Annotated in this window: 23 protein-coding genes, 1 tRNA gene and 2 pseudogenes; 14 read left to right on the top strand and 12 right to left on the bottom strand. The window is 42.9% G+C overall.

What is annotated here, in order from left to right; genetic code table 11:
- Window positions 1–371: 371 nt before the first annotated feature.
- Both JMX03_RS02675 and JMX03_RS02670 read right to left on the bottom strand, forming a co-directional pair.
- The gene (locus tag JMX03_RS02675) at window positions 372–1022 is read right to left on the bottom strand and encodes an IS1595-like element ISPssp3 family transposase (RefSeq protein WP_201574297.1); all 651 of its coding nucleotides are present in this window, start codon (window positions 1020–1022) and stop codon (window positions 372–374) included.
- Between the two features lie 217 nt (window positions 1023–1239).
- Window positions 1240–1452, bottom strand: coding sequence for a PspC domain-containing protein (locus JMX03_RS02670; protein ID WP_201575595.1), 213 nt, complete (start codon window positions 1450–1452; stop codon window positions 1240–1242).
- A 582-nt stretch (window positions 1453–2034) separates the two neighbouring features.
- On the opposite strand from JMX03_RS02670, the gene nadR reads away from it, so the two are divergent.
- From nadR to JMX03_RS02655, 3 genes are all read left to right on the top strand, one after another.
- Window positions 2035–3081 carry a multifunctional transcriptional regulator/nicotinamide-nucleotide adenylyltransferase/ribosylnicotinamide kinase NadR gene (nadR, locus tag JMX03_RS02665; RefSeq protein WP_201594287.1) on the top strand — a complete coding sequence of 349 codons (1047 nt, stop codon included), beginning with the start codon at window positions 2035–2037 and terminating at the stop codon, window positions 3079–3081.
- 34 nt (window positions 3082–3115) lie between these two features.
- On the top strand, window positions 3116–3865 hold the full coding sequence (pnuC, locus tag JMX03_RS02660; RefSeq protein WP_201594285.1) for a nicotinamide riboside transporter PnuC: 750 nt from the start codon (window positions 3116–3118) through the stop codon (window positions 3863–3865).
- A 159-nt stretch (window positions 3866–4024) separates the two neighbouring features.
- Complete coding sequence (locus JMX03_RS02655) at window positions 4025–4501, top strand: Mpo1 family 2-hydroxy fatty acid dioxygenase (RefSeq protein ID WP_201594283.1); 477 nt, start codon at window positions 4025–4027, stop codon at window positions 4499–4501.
- A gap of 340 nt (window positions 4502–4841) precedes the next feature.
- On the opposite strand, the gene JMX03_RS02650 is transcribed toward JMX03_RS02655, so the two are convergent.
- Entirely contained in the window at window positions 4842–5633 is a 792-nt protein-coding gene (locus JMX03_RS02650) for a glucose 1-dehydrogenase (protein WP_201594281.1), read from the bottom strand.
- A gap of 198 nt (window positions 5634–5831) precedes the next feature.
- Window positions 5832–5906, bottom strand: a tRNA-Gly gene (locus tag JMX03_RS02645).
- A 531-nt stretch (window positions 5907–6437) separates the two neighbouring features.
- Between JMX03_RS02645 and JMX03_RS02640 the strand changes: the two genes are divergently transcribed.
- The 4 genes from JMX03_RS02640 to JMX03_RS02625 all read left to right on the top strand — a co-directional run bounded on the left by JMX03_RS02640 (window position 6438) and on the right by JMX03_RS02625 (window position 8794).
- A complete protein-coding gene (locus JMX03_RS02640; protein WP_201594279.1) occupies window positions 6438–7250 on the top strand; it encodes a M48 family metallopeptidase in 813 nt (270 codons plus the stop codon).
- A gap of 248 nt (window positions 7251–7498) precedes the next feature.
- A complete protein-coding gene (locus JMX03_RS02635) occupies window positions 7499–7831 on the top strand; it encodes a BolA family protein (protein ID WP_201575602.1) in 333 nt (110 codons plus the stop codon).
- A 113-nt stretch (window positions 7832–7944) separates the two neighbouring features.
- On the top strand, window positions 7945–8304 hold the full coding sequence (locus tag JMX03_RS02630) for a SirB2 family protein (protein ID WP_201575604.1): 360 nt from the start codon (window positions 7945–7947) through the stop codon (window positions 8302–8304).
- Window positions 8305–8392: 88 nt separating this feature from the next.
- Window positions 8393–8794, top strand: coding sequence for a hypothetical protein (locus JMX03_RS02625; RefSeq protein ID WP_201575606.1), 402 nt, complete (start codon window positions 8393–8395; stop codon window positions 8792–8794).
- Window positions 8795–9187: 393 nt separating this feature from the next.
- Here JMX03_RS02625 and trxC read toward each other — a convergent pair whose 3' ends face one another.
- From trxC to JMX03_RS02610, 3 genes are all read right to left on the bottom strand, one after another.
- Complete coding sequence (trxC, locus tag JMX03_RS02620; RefSeq protein WP_201575608.1) at window positions 9188–9625, bottom strand: thioredoxin TrxC; 438 nt, start codon at window positions 9623–9625, stop codon at window positions 9188–9190.
- Between the two features lie 51 nt (window positions 9626–9676).
- A complete protein-coding gene (locus tag JMX03_RS02615; protein ID WP_201575610.1) occupies window positions 9677–9859 on the bottom strand; it encodes a YgaP family membrane protein in 183 nt (60 codons plus the stop codon).
- A 104-nt stretch (window positions 9860–9963) separates the two neighbouring features.
- Window positions 9964–10833 (bottom strand): MBL fold metallo-hydrolase, encoded by an 870-nt coding sequence (locus JMX03_RS02610; protein ID WP_201594277.1) that lies wholly within the window; start codon window positions 10831–10833, stop codon window positions 9964–9966.
- A gap of 470 nt (window positions 10834–11303) precedes the next feature.
- On the opposite strand from JMX03_RS02610, the gene JMX03_RS02605 reads away from it, so the two are divergent.
- The 4 genes from JMX03_RS02605 (at window position 11304) to JMX03_RS02590 (ending at window position 14437) form a co-directional block, all read left to right on the top strand.
- On the top strand, window positions 11304–11591 hold the full coding sequence (locus JMX03_RS02605) for an ArsR/SmtB family transcription factor (RefSeq protein ID WP_201577535.1): 288 nt from the start codon (window positions 11304–11306) through the stop codon (window positions 11589–11591).
- Window positions 11592–11709: 118 nt separating this feature from the next.
- Window positions 11710–13419, top strand: coding sequence for a SulP family inorganic anion transporter (locus JMX03_RS02600; protein ID WP_201594275.1), 1710 nt, complete (start codon window positions 11710–11712; stop codon window positions 13417–13419).
- Between the two features lie 236 nt (window positions 13420–13655).
- Window positions 13656–13982 carry a beta-lactamase hydrolase domain-containing protein gene (locus JMX03_RS02595; protein WP_201575615.1) on the top strand — a complete coding sequence of 109 codons (327 nt, stop codon included), beginning with the start codon at window positions 13656–13658 and terminating at the stop codon, window positions 13980–13982.
- Window positions 13983–14104: 122 nt separating this feature from the next.
- A complete protein-coding gene (locus JMX03_RS02590) occupies window positions 14105–14437 on the top strand; it encodes a TIGR01244 family sulfur transferase (protein WP_201594273.1) in 333 nt (110 codons plus the stop codon).
- 222 nt (window positions 14438–14659) lie between these two features.
- Here JMX03_RS02590 and JMX03_RS02585 read toward each other — a convergent pair.
- The 3 genes and pseudogenes from JMX03_RS02585 to JMX03_RS02575 all read right to left on the bottom strand — a co-directional run.
- A pseudogene (locus tag JMX03_RS02585) lies at window positions 14660–15619 on the bottom strand (RNA-guided endonuclease TnpB family protein); the annotation flags it as partial.
- Window positions 15620–15647: 28 nt separating this feature from the next.
- A pseudogene (locus tag JMX03_RS02580) lies at window positions 15648–16297 on the bottom strand (IS1595-like element ISPssp3 family transposase).
- 19 nt (window positions 16298–16316) lie between these two features.
- Window positions 16317–16523 (bottom strand): helix-turn-helix domain-containing protein, encoded by a 207-nt coding sequence (locus tag JMX03_RS02575; RefSeq protein ID WP_201594269.1) that lies wholly within the window; start codon window positions 16521–16523, stop codon window positions 16317–16319.
- A gap of 105 nt (window positions 16524–16628) precedes the next feature.
- On the opposite strand from JMX03_RS02575, the gene JMX03_RS02570 reads away from it, so the two are divergent.
- Window positions 16629–17489, top strand: a complete 861-nt coding sequence (locus tag JMX03_RS02570) for a bile acid:sodium symporter family protein (RefSeq protein ID WP_201594267.1) — start codon at window positions 16629–16631, stop codon at window positions 17487–17489.
- Window positions 17490–17555: 66 nt separating this feature from the next.
- On the opposite strand, the gene ahpF is transcribed toward JMX03_RS02570, so the two are convergent.
- On the bottom strand, window positions 17556–19133 hold the full coding sequence (ahpF, locus tag JMX03_RS02565) for an alkyl hydroperoxide reductase subunit F (protein ID WP_201575630.1): 1578 nt from the start codon (window positions 19131–19133) through the stop codon (window positions 17556–17558).
- Window positions 19134–19648: 515 nt separating this feature from the next.
- Between ahpF and JMX03_RS02560 the strand changes: the two genes are divergently transcribed.
- The gene (locus JMX03_RS02560) at window positions 19649–19897 is read left to right on the top strand and encodes a YdcH family protein (RefSeq protein ID WP_201575631.1); all 249 of its coding nucleotides are present in this window, start codon (window positions 19649–19651) and stop codon (window positions 19895–19897) included.
- Between the two features lie 232 nt (window positions 19898–20129).
- On the opposite strand, the gene ahpC is transcribed toward JMX03_RS02560, so the two are convergent.
- On the bottom strand, window positions 20130–20696 hold the full coding sequence (gene ahpC, locus JMX03_RS02555; RefSeq protein ID WP_201575632.1) for an alkyl hydroperoxide reductase subunit C: 567 nt from the start codon (window positions 20694–20696) through the stop codon (window positions 20130–20132).
- A 290-nt stretch (window positions 20697–20986) separates the two neighbouring features.
- Between ahpC and JMX03_RS02550 the strand changes: the two genes are divergently transcribed.
- Entirely contained in the window at window positions 20987–21901 is a 915-nt protein-coding gene (locus JMX03_RS02550) for a hydrogen peroxide-inducible genes activator (RefSeq protein ID WP_201594265.1), read from the top strand.
- The last annotated feature ends 13 nt before the right edge of the window (window positions 21902–21914 follow it).

Below are 21914 nucleotides of genomic sequence, written 5' to 3'. Positions count from 1 at the left end.
TCATAAAGCCACTGTGGAATGAGTATTATTAAATGAAACCTTAATAGGGTTCGCATGACCGATTTGGCAACGAATCTATTTGCCTGCCCACCTTACTAAAAAACGGCTATTTTATCCATATTTACAGCAACTAAATTTCTCTTGAGCGCAAAATATCGCATAAATGAGAGAGGCATCAGTGTCAATAAATACTAAATCGCAAAAACTCATCACTTAGAGCAGGTTGCAACATATATATGATCAATATATATGTTGCACTCTAAAAAGAACATAGCACTACTGGAATGAATTTTGCGTAGCCTCTGTGAATACAGCACGCAAGTAAAACTTATACCAGTAGTGCGTTTTAACTTAGGGGCTGTCCTAGATAATTAGCTCAAACCCTGTTTAACCCATTGTTTTAATTGTAGTAATTGCGACTTTGGGTCACTGTGATTAAAACGCCACTCACATTCCTTTAAATAGAGGTGAAAATGCTCTTTTGGGACCCCGTTAAACTTACGTAGATGCCGTTTAGCTTGGTTCCAGAAGTTCTCTATACCGTTAATATGATTCTTGTCATTAACAAAGGTTTTAGAGTGGTTGATACGATAATGAGTAAACTCACTGACATCTAATGCGTTATAGCTTTTAAATGAGTCAGTATAAACAATGCTATCAGGCTTCACTTTTTCTCTTATGATGGGGATCAAAGTATCTGCTTTAGCATTGGGTATAATACAAGCGTAGACCTTGCCATTACGCTTTAGTAGGCCAAACACGGGCACTTTGCTACCAGCACCTCGCCCTCGCTTGCCTTTACGAGTTCCACCAAAGTATGATTCGTCTACTTCGATTTCGCCTTCAAATAGACCAGGGTCTTGGCTATTCTCGTAAATAAGTAGTCGTAGCCTATGAAAGTAATAACTGGCTGTAGTTTTATTAACACCAACTAGGCTTGCTGCTGTTCTGGCGGTAGAACCGGCAACAAATAACTCGATTAGTCTGCTTTGTTTATACCAACTTAGTTTGCTTTTTCTCATAGTGCTATCCTAAATAATTTTACTTATCTAGGACAGCCCCTTAACTTATATAACAGTTTTATTTTCAACTGACTATAGCGCAAAAGTCACAGGACAAAAAAATACCCAGATGGGTTAGCATCTGGGCAGGAGGAAAAGTGTATCGCTGCTATCCTGTTTTGGTCAGGCTTTTTACTTTTTGTGGACTACTATTTGTGGACTACTATATTTTTAAGTGCTATTGATATGACTGACTGGTAGCTTTCGGCATCACAATCCATAAGATGATATAGATTAGTATTCCAGGTACTGCGGCGCTCAAGGAAGACACCACTACGAATAATAGACGCACCCACATCGGTGACCAACCTAAGTATTCTGCTATTCCGCCCATCACACCTGCAATCATACGGCTGTTCTGTGAGCGATGTAATTTTGCTAATTTAGCCAAATCTCATACCTCTCTTTTTTTGTCTTTTTAATATTTTAGTGCTATTTCAGACCTGCTTATTTATCAATATTTCTATCAGTTGTCTTTAGGTCTTATTAACTTATAAACGATTATAGCAAGCATTCAAATTTTATCTGTTGGCAGTGTAGGTGTGCTTTGTGACTTTATGCTACCTAAACTTGCACTAACCTGTCATAAACTGCGGTAACTCCCTGATTTTAAATAACTATTTCAAAATGTTTCAGAGATGACTTTGTTACGCTCTTCTTGCGCTAATTTTACGATGTAATTATTATTACTATGAACCGCCCCGACTATTTCATAACCAATCTTTGTGTCCAACCTCGTTGTTGATACGACATATGAGTGAAGTTAGTAAAATCATGAATATTTACAAGTGCTCACCATATTAAAGCTCACATTTACGATAACCTACCTGCAACGCTCAAAAAACCTTTGTATGATGTTACTAAAATTACTTCAAGCATCACCAATCGATGATAAATAACTGATAAATTTAACGAAAGATTCGAGCGTTCTGATAAAAAGCGCCAACCCATAAAATAAATTTTAGGAAATATTATGTACGATACTGGCTTAATGATTGGGCACTTCGAACCCCTACATCTAGGGCAAATGCGTAGTATCTTGGATGCGGCAGGACAAGCAAAGACCTTGCACATCGTCATCACCGTCCATCCTTCACCGCATCCAGACTTTACCATCACCCTACAAGACAAAGCTCGCTGGCTACAGATGGCTTGTGCTGATCTGCCTTTTACCCAGATTCATACCACTGATAAAGTCGAGCTGCCGCTACATGATAATTTTGATGACGTCACTATTGACGTATCTGCTAGCAATGCCAAGTTGCAACGTCTAATCGAGGCATTAAGCCTACCGACAGATACGGTATTATTTGTTGCTGACAACCATCCATTAGCCAACAGCAACGTCCAAGAGCAGTTGGCAATGACCGTACTGACTACGCCACTGCTGCCAGAGTTTGACTCTTATGCCATTGCTCGTGATCCAATTTCCCATTGGACAGCCATACACCCGCAAGCGCGCAGTGAGTATACTAAGACGATAGCCATAGTTGGCGGAGAGAGCTCTGGCAAGACGACCTTGGTGCATAAGCTGGCGAACTATTATGGCGCTACCTTTGCGCTAGAGATGGGGCGCTTGTATGTGGCAACAGATCTGGGCGGACGAGAGATTGGCTTGCAATATAGCGACTATGGACCGATTGCGCTCAATCATGCTCAGGCTATTCGAGAGGCTGCGGCTACCGCAACAGCGCCTGTTACGATTATCGATACTGACTTTGTGACCACACAAGCGTTTTGTGAAGAGTATGAGGGTCGCACACATCCGTTTGTGGCTGCCTGTATCGACGAGTTCCGTTTGGACCATACCATTATGCTCGATAACAATACGCCATGGGTTGATGATGGTATGCGCTCTTTGGGCACTCCTGATGCCCGTGGACGCTTTGAGCAGCGATTACTGGATATCTTTGCTCGGCATGAGATAAAGCCCTATATGATTGATGCACCTGACTATGATGAGCGCTACAAGCAAGCATTGGTTATTATCGATGAGCTTATTTATGGTAAAAAAGCATAAAATAACAACAATAATAATTTAAGGAAAGAAACTTATGCGCATTCAGCTACTGGACAACATTACCGGAAAATGGGCGCTGCAATGGATTATTATCTGGTTCATTTGTGGGGTTTTGGCGCTATCAGCTGGATTTTGGCTCACGACTGAGCATACGACTCTTGATATGTTTTATCTGGGCGTGTCTTTCATTGGCTTAATTTGCGTGGTGTCACTATCGTTTCGCAAAAATGTCATGGGTAATGGTTTTGGGATGGCAGCGACTGCTGGCGAGGTCATCGTCCAAGGCACCGCCGGCGCAGTTGGTCTGATGCTCGCGCCTTTATTTAACTTTTTCACTCATGTTTACGGTATCTTTTATTGGTCCAAACACACGGATTTAGATGGTGATATGGTGCCTAAATCAGCCAGTAAATGGGTCTGGCTAATTACCATCACCTTCATGACTATCGGTTTAGCACTGTTTCCAACGGTCAATGATTTACTTGCGAGCTACGGTTATGCCGTTGTAGAAGACGATAATAGTAAGTTTTTGGGACTCATCTCTTTTTTCTGGATTAACGTCATCGCCTTTGTACTCTCTATCACTGCCCAAGCGGCGATGATTTTGCGCTATTCTTTTAACTGGTGGTTATGGATTATCTCTAACTTCGTTTGGTTAACGGTAAACCTTATGTCAGGCAATTATATCTTTGCCATTCAAACCATGGTCTATCAGGTGAACTCTTTTGTCGGTCTTTATGAGTGGCATCGTAGTGAGCGCGACTCTGTAGAAGTGTTGGTCTAAGCTATACAGTTATAAAACAGCCTTATCTTGAGATAAGACGCGATTGAATAAGAAGATAGTGACTAGGCGGTTTGCCAGATAAAATGGCAGTGTGCCTAGATTAGTGCTACAACTAATAGTACAGAACAGATTCACCCACTTACTAACAAGGAGGTTAGTATGTCTCGCACTTCTCAAAAACGTATGTCCAAGCGCACGCTAGAACAATGGCTCAGTGAATATGCTGTTAGCCATCAAAATCTGATTAATAAAAGAATCCACTGGCTATGCGTCCCTACTATTTTTGTCAGTATTTTGGGTATGGGTATGTCTTTGTCCGTCTGGCTGACTCTTGTGCTTAGCGCATTGGTGCTATTATTTTATATACGACTTTCAACCCCACTGTTTTTGGTAATGGGCATCTTCATCCTCATCTGTCTGGCAGTCATGACAGCCCTGCCTTGGGGTTTTAAGGTTTGGGCGAGTATATTTGTTGTGGCTTGGATTGGACAGTTTATTGGTCATAAAATAGAAGGCAAAAAACCCTCATTCTTTGAGGATCTACAGTTTTTATTAATTGGTCCTGCATGGGTAGCGGATAGCTTGATGCGTGGTAAACGCAAACACCCCAGTACTAATAAGGCCAGTGCTAATTAAGTCTTGCTGATAGATGGTTAACTACTAAAGACTACTATCTAATATCGTAAGCTCAAGTGAACTGACTGTTTCATGCTACTTAGTGATATTGATTGAACCTTCAAAATTGAGCCGTTAAAACAGATAAAAAGCGTCATTCAGCAATAGACTGAATGACGCTTTTATTGTCTCACAGTTATAGAAAATAGCTATAGTTGATTCACTCTAAAAACGATACAGTGCTGCTGGGATAAATTTTGCGCAGCCTCTGTCGGCGTAGGCACAGCAAGCAAGTAAAATTTATACCAGTAGCACGTGGCTATTAATAATGTACCGATTTTATTTAGTACTGACTATATAATTACTCTAGTGTTTGTACGCCACCACCATTGACGAAAAGTGTCTGACCGCTCACCCACTCTGATATCGGCGAGGCAAAATACAGCATCGCGCCTGCGATATCGTCGGCTTCACCCAAACGCTTGATAGGGGTGCCAGATAGCATACGCTCCTCGATCTCTTGGGTTAGTACTGACTTTAGCGCATCGGTGCGAGTTGCCCCAGGACCGACGGCATTGATACGTACTTCAGGGCCGAAATCATGAGCTAAGTTTGCGACCATATGGTTTACCGCTGCTTTGGAAGCCGCATAGCCACTCATATTTGGACTCTTATTGATACTGGACATAGAAGTTGTAATAACGATAGAGCCATAACCCGATGCTTTCATATGCGGCACACATAGCTGACATAAGCGCCATGCACTGAATACGTTCAACTCAAAGTCACGACGGAAATCATCCACTGAGATTTTGAATGGGTTTTCACGACCGCCACCACCGCCGCCCGCATTATTGATCAATATATTGATACAGCCAAACACGCTCATCGCTTGATCAACCATAGCGACCAAGTCATCGTCTTTTAAAATATTGCACTCAACTGCCAATGCTTTGACACCGAAGCTTTCGATCTCTTTAGCCGCTGCTTTTGCATCGTCCATATTAAGATCAGCAATGACTATATTTGCACCCGCTTGTGCGAGACGTAAAGCAGAGGCTTTACCGATGCCATTGGCACCACCAGTGATGATCGCCGTTTTACCTGTTAGATCAAATAGCTCATTAAACTCTTTATGTTTAAACTGCTGCATGCAAGCTCCTTATTCATTTAATTTTTTGTTATACAAACTTTATAATCAGCCTGCTCAGTATGCTTGTTTCAAGCCAATACAATGTGACAAGTTAATTGGGTTTTGTAATTAAGGGCTTTGAGCTGCATGCTTATCAAATACTACCTAAGCTTCAGGCATAAAAAAAAGCCTCACTGTGAAGTGAGGCTTTTTAGAATTTGGAGCGGGAAAAGAGATTCGAACTCTCGACCCCAACCTTGGCAAGGTTATGCTCTACCACTGAGCTATTCCCGCTTATATCAATACGCAATCTGATTAACATCTACTACGTCTCGATAGGATGGCTATTTTAGCAACTATTCTGGCAGTGTCAATCCCTTTTTTTAACTTTCCCAAAAAATATCTCTATCCAATACTGAAATCTATGACAAAAACAGCCATACACTATTGATTTCTATATGTATTCAATCAATTTGCGCGATGTTATTTTTATTGCAACTACAAGGTGATAATGCACTATTATTATATTGGCTCAGCAGGATTTACTTACAATCATACGTAGTATTGTTACTTTTGCTGCACTGGTTTTGTGAGATTATCAGATTTATACTTGTAACCTGATTAATAGGATTCCATCATGACGCATAATTTCATGGTTATGCTGATGAACTAAAAAAACTAAGCACCTAGTACTGAGCATTTCATATTAGCTGATGAAACGCCTGTTATTTATTATTATGTCATGACTTATTTGTCCTTGATCGAGCAGTTGCACTTATATTTACTTTGTTAGATTTTACTTTTTGAATATATATGAGGATTATTATGAAAAAACTACTTACTACAACAGTGTTGGCAGCATCATTGTCAGCGCTGACTCTCACAGGTTGTAGCAGTACTACCAGTACTGGTGCCGTCGGCGTCGATCGTCAGCAGCTACTGCTTGTCTCTAGCGAACAAGTATTGCAGCTATCCGCGCAAAGCTATAATAAGAGTATTCAGGAAGCACGCGCCCGCGGTGTGCTAGATACCAACAAAGCTCAAGTCAATCGCTTGAAAAACATCTCTAACCGTCTCATTGGTCAAGTAGGTGTCTATCGTCCAGATGCAGCGCGTTGGCAGTGGGAAGTCCATACCATCAAGTCTGACCAGCTTAACGCCTTCGTCATGCCAGGCGGCAAGATTATGTTTTATACGGGTATCATCGAACGCCTTAATTTAACAGATGATGAAATCGCGGCAATCATGGGGCACGAAATGTCTCATGCGCTACGTGAGCATTCGCGCGAACGTCTCTCACGTGAATATGCGACTCAGACAGGCATTGGTGTTGCAGCCAGTATATTTGGTTTTTCGCAAGGACAGGCAGAGCTTGCCAGCTTAGCTGGGGACTTTGGACTTAGCCGTCCACACAGCCGTACTCAAGAGAGTGAAGCTGATCGTATCGGTCTTGAGTTGATGGCACGTGCAGGCTACAACCCGCAGGCTTCTATTACCTTATGGCAAAAAATGCAGCGTGCCAGCCAAGGCGAGCCACCACAGTTTTTGAGCACTCACCCAAGCAGCAGCAACCGTATCGCTGAGTTGCAAGCTCTAATGCCAAAGGTGATGCCTCTGTATCAAAAGTCGCGTCGTTAATTTTGCGCAGTTATGCCTAAAAGGTTATTTGCTAAAGTAGGATAGATAATAAGACAGAAAAGCAGAGTATGAGAAGTTGATCATGCTCTGCTTTTTTTTATGTATCTTTTATTATTAGGTCATATCCGTACTTTGCATTGTTTTGATGTACTTTCAGTCAGCTCGGCGTCTGCTATACTACTGACCATATATCATCTACCTCTTGTTAAATATCATTTAATTTAGGTCTTACCCTAAAAAGGATCATTATGACTACTTCCGCTTCTACCCCTACTGCTGCCGCATTACATAATGCGCTACAAGCCCTACAGCCGCAGCATATTGACCTCGTCAATGAATCAATGGATCATGCTGGTTACTTTGAAGGTAAAGAAAGCCACTTTAAGCTGACTATCGTGAGTGAAGCATTTACTGGCAAACGCTTAGTCGCCCGCCATCAGCTTATCTATGAGCTTGTGACAGAGTTATTAACGGCTCAAGGCGGCAGTGTACATGCGCTGGCTATCCATGCTTATACGCCGCAAGAGTGGCAAGGACAAAGCCCTGACAGCCCACTCTGTGCTGGTCAAAATAAAGCGTAACTTGACTATAGTTAGACGCCAGTACTTAAGCGCTAATACTTAAGCGATAGCACTTAAGCAACAATAATTAGGCGAATCTTTGCAAATTGCGACTGTATAAGGAACGATATTTAATGAAACACTTACATATGCTGATGGCGGTACTGATCATTGTACTTTTTTTATATCAAAGCTATCTGGTATTGAGCTCAAATAGTCGAGCGCCACGCGTAGTCAAAATCTCTACCCACATCGTTTATGCGCTCATTATTCTTTCTGGGGCGGGGATTCTCATGCAGCTGATGAGTGCCAATGCCCCTGTCCAATGGGTGTTTGCCAAAATAATTTTGCTGGTTGCTGCTATCAGTGCCAGTATGAAAGCTTTTAATAACCATGCAACGCCTGCACAAAGTAAAGCGGGTATTCTGATCGCAAGCTTGGCTTATGCTGGCATCTTGATACTAGCGATTGCCAAGCCTGATAACTTGTTTTGAGGTTAGGGCGTGAAACTGTGTTTTTGGTATCGCAGCCAGCTTATTTTTGCTATCTTAAAGTATCGTACTTTAGCTTTACGGAGTCATTATGAAAATATTTACTGCAGCGACATTGCTAGCAGCAACTGGCCTATTAGGTCTTTCTGGTTGCGCCTCTACTGGTAACATCACGCCGCAATATGTGCCGCCAAGTAACTATCAAGGCTATGACTGCCAGACGCTGAGTCAAGAATACAATCGCGTCAATCGCTATGTTGAAGCCGCGCGTAATGAGCAGTCCTCACTATCGACCTCTGGCGTCGGCATTGGTGTTTCGGCAGGGCGCTGGGGTATCTCCCCTAATATCAGCTTCGGTGTTGGCAAAAGCAATAACACTAAAGCTCGTGACGCCAAGCTCTCACGCTTGTACGGTGAGCGCGATGCCATCATCCAATCCGCACGCGTTAAGCGTTGCAGCTTTGCCAATGGCATCAAAATCTATGGTGAGTAAAGCACTCTACATATGCCAAATTAAGTAGCAAAAAACAGTTTTGATTAGGGTCTATTGAACATTCAAATGTGGTACTGGCAGTAGCTATTTTTTAGGTAATACGCAGTGAGATTTTTGCGGCCTAGTCATTCTAGGTTAAATAATTTCACCATGTATTGGCAAAAAATAGCACTGCCCCGAAGGGCTGATGCTAAAATCACTCCAAACGGTGTTGCAATCCTAGCTAAGGTCTTGACATTATCGTCGGTTTGCGCCTAGTTTGGTGCGATTTTATCTATCAGCAGCCCTAATATTTGAATGTTCAACAGACCCTAAATTTAGTCAAGTAAAAAGCCAATATGCACTGTGCATATTGGCTTTTTTTGATCTGTACATAGTGCTTTAGATGAAACATTAAGATTGCAGGCTTTTCACCCACTGCACGATTTGATTGCTTGGCAGCGCACCTGACTGGCGTGCGACTTCTTTGCCACCTCTAAATGCCACCATCGTTGGTAAGCTACGGATATTGTAAGGGGCTGCTGCTTGCTCATACTTATCCGTTTGTAGCTTTGCAAATACCACTTCTGGCAGTTGCCCTGCCGCCTCTTTGAACTGCGGCGCCATCATGATACATGGCTGACACCAGCTCGCCCAAAAATCAACAACGGTTAAGACATCGTTTTTTTGGATGATTTTATTGACCGTTTGCGCTGTCATCTCATGCGGACTGCCTGACAATAATAACTGACCACATTTACCACAGTTGGGAGCAGCGCTTAACCGCGTGGCTGGCACACGGTTGGTCGCTTGGCAATGCGGACATACCAGATGTAAACTTGGTTCACTCATAACATGACTCCTACTCTATCAGTCTTATACTATCAAAAGATTAATAGCCGCTTAGCGCTTGCAGGTATTGATACCGAGCATGGTATACAAGGGACAAAAACGGAACAGTCCTGTCAGTAAGGGGACCAAACCGATCACACCCCATAGGCTTTGATAATATACACCCAGCCCGATGATGATCAAACCGGCTACAATACGCAACGTTCTCTCCGTACTTCCAACATTTGCCTTCATTGCTGACTCCTTAAGCTTTATGCTTAGTATTTGAAAATAAGCTAGCCATTATTACTACAGCTTAGACTAGCATTGCTATAAATGGTGTATCTATTGAGTGACTATTAGGCGAGCGCATTAAGTGGCACTTTTAAATAGCGCACTCCATTGTCTTCAGGTTCTGGTAAATGACCAGCATTAATATTGACCTGTACCGATGGGATGATCAGGCGCGGCATTGCTAGAGTCGCATCACGGCTCTCACGCATCTGTACAAACTCGGCTTCGTTAATACCGTCTTTTACATGGATATTGCCTAGCTTTTGCGCAGCGACACTGGTCGTTGGGCAGTGCTTACGACCTTTACTTGGATAGTCATGACATAAATACATCACGGTATCTTCATCAAGTGCCAAGAGCCTTTGAATAGAGTGATATAGGGTTTTGGCATCGCCGCCCGGAAAGTCGCAACGTGCCGTGCCCACATCAGGCGCAAACAAAGTATCACCGACAAACACCACTGTCTTTTCGTCGTCGGCAGCGAGATAAGCCATATCGGCAGGCGTATGACCTGGTACGTGCATGGCAGTAATGGTAATATCACCAAGCGCTAGAGTCTCACCTTCATCTGTCAAGATATCAAACTGACTGGCATCGGTACGAAAACTGGTATCGAAGTTAAAAATCTGTTTGAATATTTTTTGTACTTCGGTAATATGACGACCCATCACCAACTGTCCGCCTAACGTTTCTTTTAGATGGATAGCGCCTGATAAATGATCAGCGTGCGCGTGAGTCTCAATAATATAAACCAACTCCCAATCATGCTCGCGGATAAACTCAATCACTTTATCAACATCAGCTGTATTGGTATGTCCCGACTTGGCATCAAAGTCTAATACCGGATCGATGACCGCACATAGCTTCTGCTTAACATCCGCAAGTACGTGGGTATAAGTTTCTGTATCGCTATGTAAGAAAGAGTGAACTTCCATGAATACCTCTCTATTTGTATATATCTATATTGATATTTAAATGTAAATACTACTTAACTGTTGTCATTAATATAGCAATTATTACACACTTTATCAATTTATATAATGTAAATGAAGATAATTTGATATAATCTGTTATATAATAGACAGTAAACACTATATGATCATCAATATCATAGTTAGAGAAGTCCAAGACCAATACGAAGCAACCAAGCGCAGATTTTACAAACAGTTTATCTGGCAGAGGTCAACACCGTAGCGACTTGGAACTTCTTTGACTATATAATGATCACAACTAATCACAAACCAATGCCGCGACAATTTTCGCCGCTTCGTGTAAGGAGCTCACTACCATGACTTCTATTTCAGAAATCAGCCCAACCATGACAGATACTCGTCACACTACTGAACAAGCAGAACAAGCAGAACAAGGCATCACTGGCTTTGCACCGACAGATCTTGCTCAGCAGATGCAACAAGCCTCTATGCAAGCCAGCCAGCTACTAAAGTCACTCTCGCACCCAGATCGCCTGCTACTTCTGTGCCAGCTCACACAAGGGGAATACTGTGTCGGTGAGCTTGAGGACTTAGTCGGTGTCGGACAGCCAAGCTTGTCACAGCAGCTCGGTATCCTGCGTAAAGATGAGCTGGTCTCGACACGCCGTGATGGCAAGCAAATCTATTATAGTATCGCGAGTGACGACGCTTTAGCTGTATTGGAACTGCTATATCAGCGCTTTTGCGCAAAGGTAAAGTAGTAGAAAAACAGACCAATAGCTTGCCCTATAATGATGATTCTCAATGGTGAACCTAAAGACTCGCTATAGGTTGCCGACTCTACGCCTGCCTTACTATTTGATGTGATGATGAATTGATATGTCCTCTATCGCTGCTCGACTGATTCCTGCTTGGTTGCGCCAATACCGACTTGCCGACTTGCCGACCGATGTCATCGCAGGACTGGTAGTAGGCGTGTTGGTTATCCCTCAAAGCTTGGGCTACGCGGTACTAGCAGGACTACCGCCAGTATATGGCCTATATGCAGCGATCGTCCCTGTCATCGTCTATGCATGGCTCGGCTCTAGCAATGTGCAAGCAGTAGGACCCGTTGCTATCACCGCCATTATGACGGCCAGTAGTTTGTATCCTTACGCTGAACAAGGCACTGAGCAGTATGTACTGATGGCAAGCCTGCTGGCCCTAATGGTAGGCGCCCTACTCTGGATTGCAGGTCAGCTAAAGCTTGGCTGGATCATGCAGTTCATCAGTCGCGGGGTATCGGCAGGCTTTGTCAGCGGTGCAGCGGTACTTATCTTTGTCAGCCAACTGAAGTACTTAACCGATATCCCAATCGCGGGTAGTAGCTTAATAGATTATTTATCCAGTATGCAGATGTATGCTCGCCAGCTGCATCCGCTAACGTTAATTATTGGAGTGATTGCCTTTGCCCTTTTGGTTGCTAACCGTTATGGTAAGAAATGGGTGTGGCATTCGTGGCTATCAGCCTCTTATGCCAAATGGGCAGAGCGTTTGTTTCCACTTATCCTACTGATTATCGCTATTATGCTTAGCATAAGTATGCAATGGAGCGAGCTTGGAGTGGCGACGATTGGCAATATCCCACAAGGGATGCCAAGCTTTACGTTGCCCCATATACCAGACTTTAATGAAGCATTGAATTTGTTACCGACAGCAGGACTGATGGCGCTGATTGCCTTTGTTTCTAGTAGTTCGGTTGCCAGCACCTATGCACGGCTGCGCGGTGAGACATTTGATGCCAACCGTGAGCTGACAGGACTCGGCCTTGCTAACTTGTCAGGTGGATTTTTTCAAAGCTTTGCGGTAGCGGGCGGGTTTTCACGTACGGCCATCAACGTTGACTCAGGAGCCAAGACTCCTTTTGCCAGCTTTGTGACAGTGTTAGTGATGATTGCCGCCCTAATAGCCTTTGGCAGCGCACTTGCCCCACTACCCTATGCGCTGCTTGGCGCAACCATCATGGCCTCCATCATTGGGCTGATTGATGTCTCGACATTAAGATCAGCTTGGCAGCGTGATCGCTTAGATGCCGCCAGCTTTATAGCAGCATTTGTGGGTGTGCTGATGTTCGGGCTAAATACTGGATTGGTCATTGGACTTATGATGTCATTTGCCAGTCTGATCTGGCAATCAAGCCAGCCGCATATGGCCATCGTCGGTCAGTTGGGTGGTACAGGGCACTTCCGTAATATCAATCGTCACGATGTGCAGACCTTTAAGAATTTATTGATTTTACGCATTGATGAGAGTTTGTTCTTTGGTAATACTGAGTCGGTGCATCGGCGGATATTACAGGCAATACGACAATATCCAGAAGCCCAGGAAATCATTCTCATCATGGCTGCTGTCAATCACATCGACCTGACGGCGCAAGAGATGCTCAGCACTCTGAATCAAGAGCTGGCGATGCAAGATAAGCGTTTACACTTCAGCTTTATTAAAGGCCCTGTGATGGATATCATCGGCCACACTCCGCTTATTGATGAGCTATCAGGACAGGTCTATCTCAGTACGATAGAGGCTGTCAGTGAACTGAAAGACACCTAATGAATGCCTCTTAAATAAAGAACGGCTAGATAATTACAAAATTTATTTTATACCAGATATACAATATTTATTGTTGTCAGTAAGCAAATATCGTTACGATAAAGCCTGTATTATGCTAAATTGATATACTATCGCAAAAGCTGATTTTTCATTGGCATCAAAAACTTACTGTAGAAGCCTAGCTGCTTAGCCCTAACCTTCTCTATTATTTTTACTCATTATTACTGACATTATTTATGACCGATGATTTAACGATTTATAAGCAAATTTATCCTAGCCAATGCATCAAAATTGCTGAGCTTGGTTACCGCTCGGTGCTCAATGTACGCCCCGATGCCGAAGTAACTACCCAGCCTAATAGCTGTGATTTTGCTGCTGCCACTAAGCATGCAAACTTAAGCTATCATTACTTGCCTTTTGATGATGAGCGCCTGAGCTGTATGACAGTTGAGCAATTTGCCACCTACTATCACGCACTGCCCAAACCCATCTTGATGTTTTGTGGTACTGGTGCACGCGCAAAACTGCTCTATCAAAGCGCTCTAATGCAAGGTCTGCTATAGAATATGTCTTTAATTAAATCATAGATATAAATCGTCAGATTGCGATATATAAATCCGCATCTGTACGATTTATATCTTATCCTATTTCTTTAAACCCCAAAACTGATAAAAAAGGAGCTCTTATGAGCCATCAAGTTAGCATTGTTGGACAAATCACCCCTGACCAAGTACCTGTGATTGCCGAAAACGGCTTCAAAACCATCATTAACAACCGCCCTGATGGTGAAGAGCCTGGACAGCCAACCAGTGCTGATATCGCTGCTGCTGCTAAAAAAGCGGGAGTTGCTTATAAGGAAATATCATTTGCTGGTAGTGATTTGAATCAAACTCACGTCGAGGACTTTGCTGATTTCTTTAATCAAGCCGAGCAGCCTGTTTTGATATTCTGCCGCAGCGGTGCGCGCTCAACGGGTATCTATGAAGCCGCTAAAAAAATGGATCTTTTAGACGACTAATAAATAAGACATCTTAAATAATTAAACAGATCCTAACTAAGCCCATATACGTATGAGGGCTTTTATAATATTTGAGACGTTGTTGTCTTAGGTTATATTTACCGCTATATCGCCACAAAGGATGTGGGCTTTATGAACTACCCACCACCTATAGAGGTGGGGATTTCTTAGGTAATACCCCTACTTGATACAATGTTTTGTATCAGCGGTTAGGCAAATGGACTAAGCTAACCCCGTCGTACCGACGGTTTTGAGTGATGCCAGTCTCAAACCCTCATTGAGGATATTGATACTGGCGTTGATGTCTCTATCGTTGGATTGCAAGCAGCTGGGGCAATTCCATGATCTCACCTGTAATGGCAGCTCAGCCTTAGTTAGCAAGTGACCACAGCCTGAGCAGGTCTTAGATGAGGGATACCATCTATCAACCTTGATTAGCGTTTTACCGTACCAATCGGCTTTGTAAGCCAGCATGGTGGTGAAGGTTGACCATGAGCTGTCTGATATGGCTTTAGCAAGCTTTCTATTCTTAACCATGCCTTTGACGTTTAAGTCCTCTATGGCAATCACATCGTGGTTTTTGATGAGATTGAATGAGAGTTTATGTAGAAAGTCTTTTCGGGTATTGCTTATTTTCTCATATACCTTAGCGACTTTAACTTTTTGCTTTTGATAGTTGCGGCTGTCAGACAGCTTGCGTTGATCGGCCTTGGCCATTGCTCTACGCTTGGCCAGTATCTTTTGTTCTCGCGCAAGCTTATGTTGCAGCTTTGATAAGAACTTAGGATTAGCGACTTTGCTGCCATCTGATAGGATGATAAAGTCTGTCAGTCCTAAATCAATACCAATGTTAGAGTGTGTTTTTGGCAGTGTTGTAGCGATGGTTTCAACTAATAGACTGACATAGTACTTGCCTGAGGGGGCTTTACTGACCGTGGCACTCTTAATCAAACCATTTATCTTGGCTGGAAACTTGGCTTTGATATGACCAATCTTAGGCAGTTTAACGGTGTTGTTTGTGACCGCTACTGTGCCTTTTTGGTTGTTGGTGGTGTAGCTGTCACGATGGCCTTTTTTCTTAAACTTAGGGAAGCCTGAGCCTTTGAAGAACTTGCTGTAAGCCGCTCTCAGGTTTTGTTGAACGTTTGCCAGTGCCAAGCTATCGACTTCTTTGAGCCAGTCAAATTCTTTTTGGGGCTGTCCTAGATAATTAGCTCAAACCCTGTTTAACCCATTGTTTTAATTGTAGTAATTGCGACTTTGGGTCACTGTGATTAAAACGCCACTCACATTCCTTTAAATAGAGGTGAAAATGCTCTTTTGGGACCCCGTTAAACTTACGTAGATGCCGTTTAGCTTGGTTCCTGAAGTTCTCTATACCGTTAATATGATTCTTGTCATTAACAAAGGTTTAGAGTGGTTGATACGATAATGAGTAAACTCACTGACATCTAATGCGTTATAGCTTTTAAATGAGTCAGTATAAACAATGCTATCAGGCTTCACTTTTTCTCTTATGATGGGGATCAAAGTATCTGCTTTAGCATTGGGTATAATACAAGCGTAGACCTTGCCATTACGCTTTAGTAGGCCAAACACGGGCACTTTGCTACCAGCACCTCGCCCTCGCTTGCCTTTACGAGTTCCACCAAAGTATGATTCGTCTACTTCGATTTCGCCTTCAAATAGACCAGGGTCTTGGCTATTCTCGTAAATAAGTAGTCGTAGCCTATGAAAGTAATAACTGGCTGTAGTTTTATTAACACCAACTAGGCTTGCTGCTGTTCTGGCAGTAGAACCGGCAACAAATAACTCGATTAGTCTGCTTTGTTTATACCAACTTAGTTTGCTTTTTCTCATAGTGCTATCCTAAATAATTTTACTTATCTAGGACAGCCCCTTCTTTTTTATATTGAGCAGGAGTGTTTTTAAGCTCGGTCTTGGTGTTTTTATAATGCTCAATCTTGTCACTAAGCATCCTATTCCAGATAAAGCGTGTGCAGCCTAATGATTTGGCAAAGAATATTTGCTGTTCTTCATTAGGGTACAGCCTGACTTTATGGGCTTTTAGAATTTGCTTTGGCATGAAGCTATTGTACCATATCAAAAGTCTGACGCATTCATCCCACTACTTTAGAAGTAGGGGAATTCTGCGCTGAAATGTTAAAAAGTATTCTACAAGGAATGTTTCATGAGTAATACCGTACTGGCTTTACTCCCGCTGGCTCTTGCCTACATCATGTTTACCTTAGGGACAGGGCTAAAACCCAGTGACTTTAAGGTCATCATCAACCACCCAAAAGCGTTTTTGGTAGGCTTAGTGAATCAAGTGGTTTTTGTACCTTTGGTCGCTTTGGCGGTAGTCTTAGTGATGGCGACGCCACCAGCCATCTCTTTTGGCATCATGCTGATCAGCTTTTGTCCAGGCGGCGTGACCAGTAATATGCTCACCTATTATGCTAAGGGCAATGTCGCACTCTCAGTGGCACTTACTGGCGTGGTCAGTTTGCTATCAGTCGTAACCTTACCTATCTTAATTACCTTAGCCTTTAACCACTTTATGCAAGACCAAGCGGGCTCTATTAGTGCGGTAAAAATTGGCGTTGTGATGTTTTTATTGACGACTTTACCCGTCACCCTCGGCATGCTTGCTCGCTATAAGTTCCGTAGATTTATGATACGTAGAAGTGGCATTCTTAACGGCTTAGCCAGTCTATTTTTTGTATTAATCGTCTTTGCAGCCATCGCTTCTAATTGGGAGTTGCTAAAGTCGCAATTGACATCAATGGGGCTTGAGCTGGTGCTGATTATCATGGCCTTATTTGTATTAAGCTTTTTGACTTCTAAAGCGTTAAAGCTTAGCTGGTTTGATACCAAAACCATATCAATAGAGACCAGCATTCAAAACAGTACGACCGCCATCACCTTAGCGCCTATTATTATGGGCACCACTGTTGGTCTGCCTGTCATCGCTTTACCTGCTGCCGTATATGGCGTATTGATGTATGTGATTGCGCTACCGATTATTGCTTTGATGAGGAAGAAGAACTGAGTTTAGCGGATAAAAAAACCACCTCAAAAGAGGTGGCTTCTTAAACTAACATTAGAGCTGAACGGCTTACTGCATCACTAAGTATTCAAATGCTGATAATGCGGCTTTCGAACCTTCGCCCATCGCAATATTAATCTGCTTAAAGGGCACCGTGGTCACGTCACCACAAGCGAAGATACCTTTACGATCAGTACGGCAGCGCTCATCGATCTCAATCTCACCAAAGCGGTTTAAATCAACAAAGCCTTTGACAAACTCCGTATTCGGTACTAGACCAATCTGTACGAATACCCCTGCCAAATCACGCTCATGGGTCTCACCTGTGCTGCGATCTTGATAAACGATAGAAGTCACTTTACCATCAGTCGCTTTAATCTCTTGCGTCGCTGCGCTAGTGATGAACTCAATATTGTCTTTTTCTTTGGCTTTGTTAATCAATACCTGATCGGCTTTTAGCTCATCAGCGAACTCAAGCACCGTCACATGCTCAACGATACCTGCAAGGTCTAACGCTGCTTCAATACCTGAGTTACCGCCACCAATGACTGAGATGTCTTTACCCTTGAAGAAAGGACCGTCACAGTGTGCACAGTAGGCGACGCCTTTACCGACGTTTTCTTCTTCACCAGGGACACCAAGCTTACGCCACTGCGCACCAGTCGCTAAGATAATACTGCGAGTTTCAAACGTCTCACCTGTGTTTAGATGAATGCGATAGTTTTCCTCTTCAGTCTCACCGATCTCTTTAACACTCACGTGCTCTTTTAGAGTGATATTGTACTCTTGCAAATGCTTTTCAAAGTTGGCAGACAATTCAGTACCTGTGGTCTTTGGCACAGAGATTAAGTTTTCGATATCCTGTGTGTCTTTGACCTGCCCACCGATGCGGTCAGCAACCATCGTCACTTTTAGACCTTTACGAGCCGTATAAATCGCTGCGGCAACTCCAGCAGGACCAGCACCGATAATGGTAACGTCTTGCTGCTCTAACTGCTCGGCATCATCGTCAGCTGCTGCTAATAAATCAGGGAATTGCTCTTGCAACTTCTCAATCAATTTGGCCGTGTCAATCAAACCGTTTGCAAACGGTTCACCGTTTAAAAATACTGCTGGTACGCCTTGAATGTTGTTCGCTTCCACTTGCTCTTGGAACAAGGCACCGTCGATCATCTCATTACTGATGTCATCGTTTAGGAGCGCGAATTGGTTTAGCGCTTGTACGACTTCTGGACAGCTGTGGCAAGACAGCGACACGTAAGTTTGGAACTGTAATGGCTTATTAAAGCGCTTAATAAGCTTTTGAATGCCCTCATCTAGTTTTAGCGTGTGACCGCCAGCTTGCAAGATGGCCAAAATCAGCGAAGTAAACTCATGACCACCTGGAATACCGCTAAAGACGATACCAGTATCGACCAATGTATCATCGATATGGCTCAATACCGCAAAGCTAATCGCACTTGGTAAGCTGTCATCGTTCGCAGCTGCATCAAAATTAATTTTGTCAGTCGTGCCAGCAATTTTGGTCAAAAAATCAATCAATTCGGCACGTTTTTCATGCTCGCCGCTACCCAATACGAAGCTAATCGGACGGGTCATGTTTTCGCTATAGCTCTTAACGGCATCTAATAAGCTTTGATCTATCATGTTTGTTCCTCATCATTACTGAATATGTAACGGCAACTATCATGTTGCACGTGTAAATATGGATTATTTGATACTAATAGTTTTATCTAAAATATTATAGGCAATAGCTTTATGCCCTTTGATGTCTCTATTATCATAGCTTTCGTGGGTTTGAGCAAGCTGAGAAACCCAAACCTTACGTTTTATAAAACCAATCGTTAATGAGATTTTTTTACTAAAATTAAAACCATCAAGGCATTATTGTCATAGTATCAAAGGTGTTTTTTCGCTACAATCAACTGAGGACAATAAGAAAAAATCTTATTTACCTACTGGCAGATTGACTTTTGCACGTGTTTTTCAAAGTCCCTTCTGCTGCTATTCAGCCTTATCACTATATGCTCAGTTCAATATTTGGCAGGTACGATTAAGATAGCGATTTGGCTCAACAGCTATTCAGTCTCACAATCATAGCAATCTTAACGACAATGCGCTGACGCTTATGCCAAGCTTGCGCTCAATACAAGGATGATCACATGAGAAAGACGGATACATGGCAAGATAACAGAGATATTATTACCGAGCTTAAGCAAAAAGACAGCCACTTTGCGACTATTTTTGATGAACATACTCAGCTTGATCAGCAAATCAATCAGCTCGACAAAGACTTGGTGAAGCACGCCAGCCGTGATGAGGAAATAGAACAGATGAAAAGGCGAAAGCTACAGTTAAAAGATGAGATTTATAAAATAATTGATAAAAATAAAGTGAAACCTCAAGCCTGATACTGAGCTTGTCATTGAGACATAATAATAAAAAAATCTCATATTTGGGCACTTAGATGAACCACCAAGTGCATGCACATTGACATAAAAAGACCCCATCAACTTATGCTGATGGGGTCTTTATTCATAGTACTGAGATTGATAGTACTGAGTTGAGCTAAATGCTGGGTCTAATATTACCAAGCTTTAGACCGTCAAACTCGCTCGTCAAATCAATACTTAAAATCAATACTTAGATTTTACCAACAAGATCAAGACTTGGCTTTAGCGTGTCACCACCTTGTTCCCAAGCTGCTGGACAAACTTCGCCGTCATTTTCACGAACATATTGTGCTGCTTTTACTTTGCGCAACATGTCTTTTGCACTACGGCCGATACCGCCAGCATGAATCTCAGCAACTTGGATCAAGCCATCTGGATCTACTAAGAATGTGCCACGCTCAGCCAAACCAGCTTCTTCGATCATGACGTTAAAGCCACGAGTGATACGACCAGTTGGGTCACCGATCATTGGAAAAGTTACTTTACCAATGGCTTCTGAAGAGTCATGCCATGCTTTGTGCGTGAAATGAGTGTCAGTAGATACTGAGTAAACTTCTACGCCTAGACCTTGTAGCTCTTCGTACTGAGCTGCCATGTCTTCTAGTTCAGTTGGGCAAACAAAGGTAAAGTCTGCTGGGTAAAACATGAAAATTGCCCACTTACCTTTAACGTCGTTTGAAGTGATGGTCTTAAACTCACCGTTTACAAACGCTTCTGCTGAAAACTCTGGGATTTCCTGATTGATAATAGACGCCATGATGGGCTCCTTAATTGTTAAGATGATTGGTTAATTTGTATTTAGTAATCATTTATTAATCTGGACTAAATTTCTGTTTAAGCCTTTAACTATCTCGGCTACCAGACAAACTATACGCGAATTCCATGGTTAATCCAGTTAAAAGTTTTTAATGTGATGTTTTGTTTTATTAATCTTGTTAAACTATTCTATCTGCTTTTTGTTACCAGTGTACTATCGGTAAACTGCTATCGTATACTGGATTAATAAGTATAAAAACTGCACTAAAACCCCCTTAAAAGAGAGCCTTTATGATCACCCTACGTCAGCTTGAATTCGCCTTAGCCGTCGCTAAGCATCGCCATTTTAAACGTGCCGCGGAAGACTGTAGTATTTCCCAGTCTGCGCTCAGCTTGGGTATCGCAGAGCTTGAAAGGCAGCTGGATACGCAAATTTTTGAGCGTAATAACAAACAGGTCCTGATCACCCCTATCGGCCAAGAGATTTTGACACGGGCGCAGCGGATATTTTCTGAAGTGAACGATTTGACCAGTCGTGCCCACAGTCACCAAACGCCACTTGCCTATCCAATGACTGTCGGCATCATCCCAACCATCGCCCCTTATTTGTTGCCCAAAGTATTGCCTGCTCTACGAGCGCAATATCCAAACTTTCGTATGACCATTATAGAGCAGCAAACTGAGCGCTTACTTGAGCAGGTGCGCTACGGCCATATTGACACCGCAATTATAGCCTTGCCTTATGCAGTAGATGGCTTACATACGTTTGAGTTTTGGGCAGAGGACTTCTTTGCCGTCTTTCCAAAAGACGATGTGCATGCCAAGCTTGAGACCATTAATGCCGATGAGCTGGCAACAGCCAATTTAATGTTGCTTGGTGAAGGTCATTGCCTCACTGATCAGACATTGTCAGTGTGCGACTTCGATCGAGAACAAATGAAATCAAGCTTTTCTGATGCCAGCTTAAACACCCTCATTCAGATGGCGCTCGCCAACATGGGGACGACACTAGTGCCTGAAATGGCGCTGGATCAACTCCATCTAGAAAACCAAAACTCGGTCGCTGTCCCATTAGCAGAGTCAGGGCCGCATCGACATATTGCCTTCGTCACTCGTCTGAATTATGCACGCGTGGATGATGTAAACTTGCTCGGTGAGTTATTCAAAAAGGCCTTTGAAGACGATGCCAGTCACAACAAACAATAGCAGCTCAGGTTAT

Source organism: Psychrobacter fulvigenes, assembly GCF_904846155.1.
Lineage (GTDB): Bacteria > Pseudomonadota > Gammaproteobacteria > Pseudomonadales > Moraxellaceae > Psychrobacter > Psychrobacter fulvigenes.
The sequence above is the reverse complement of the archived record's forward strand: the minus strand, read 5'-3'. Positions and strand labels throughout refer to the sequence as shown.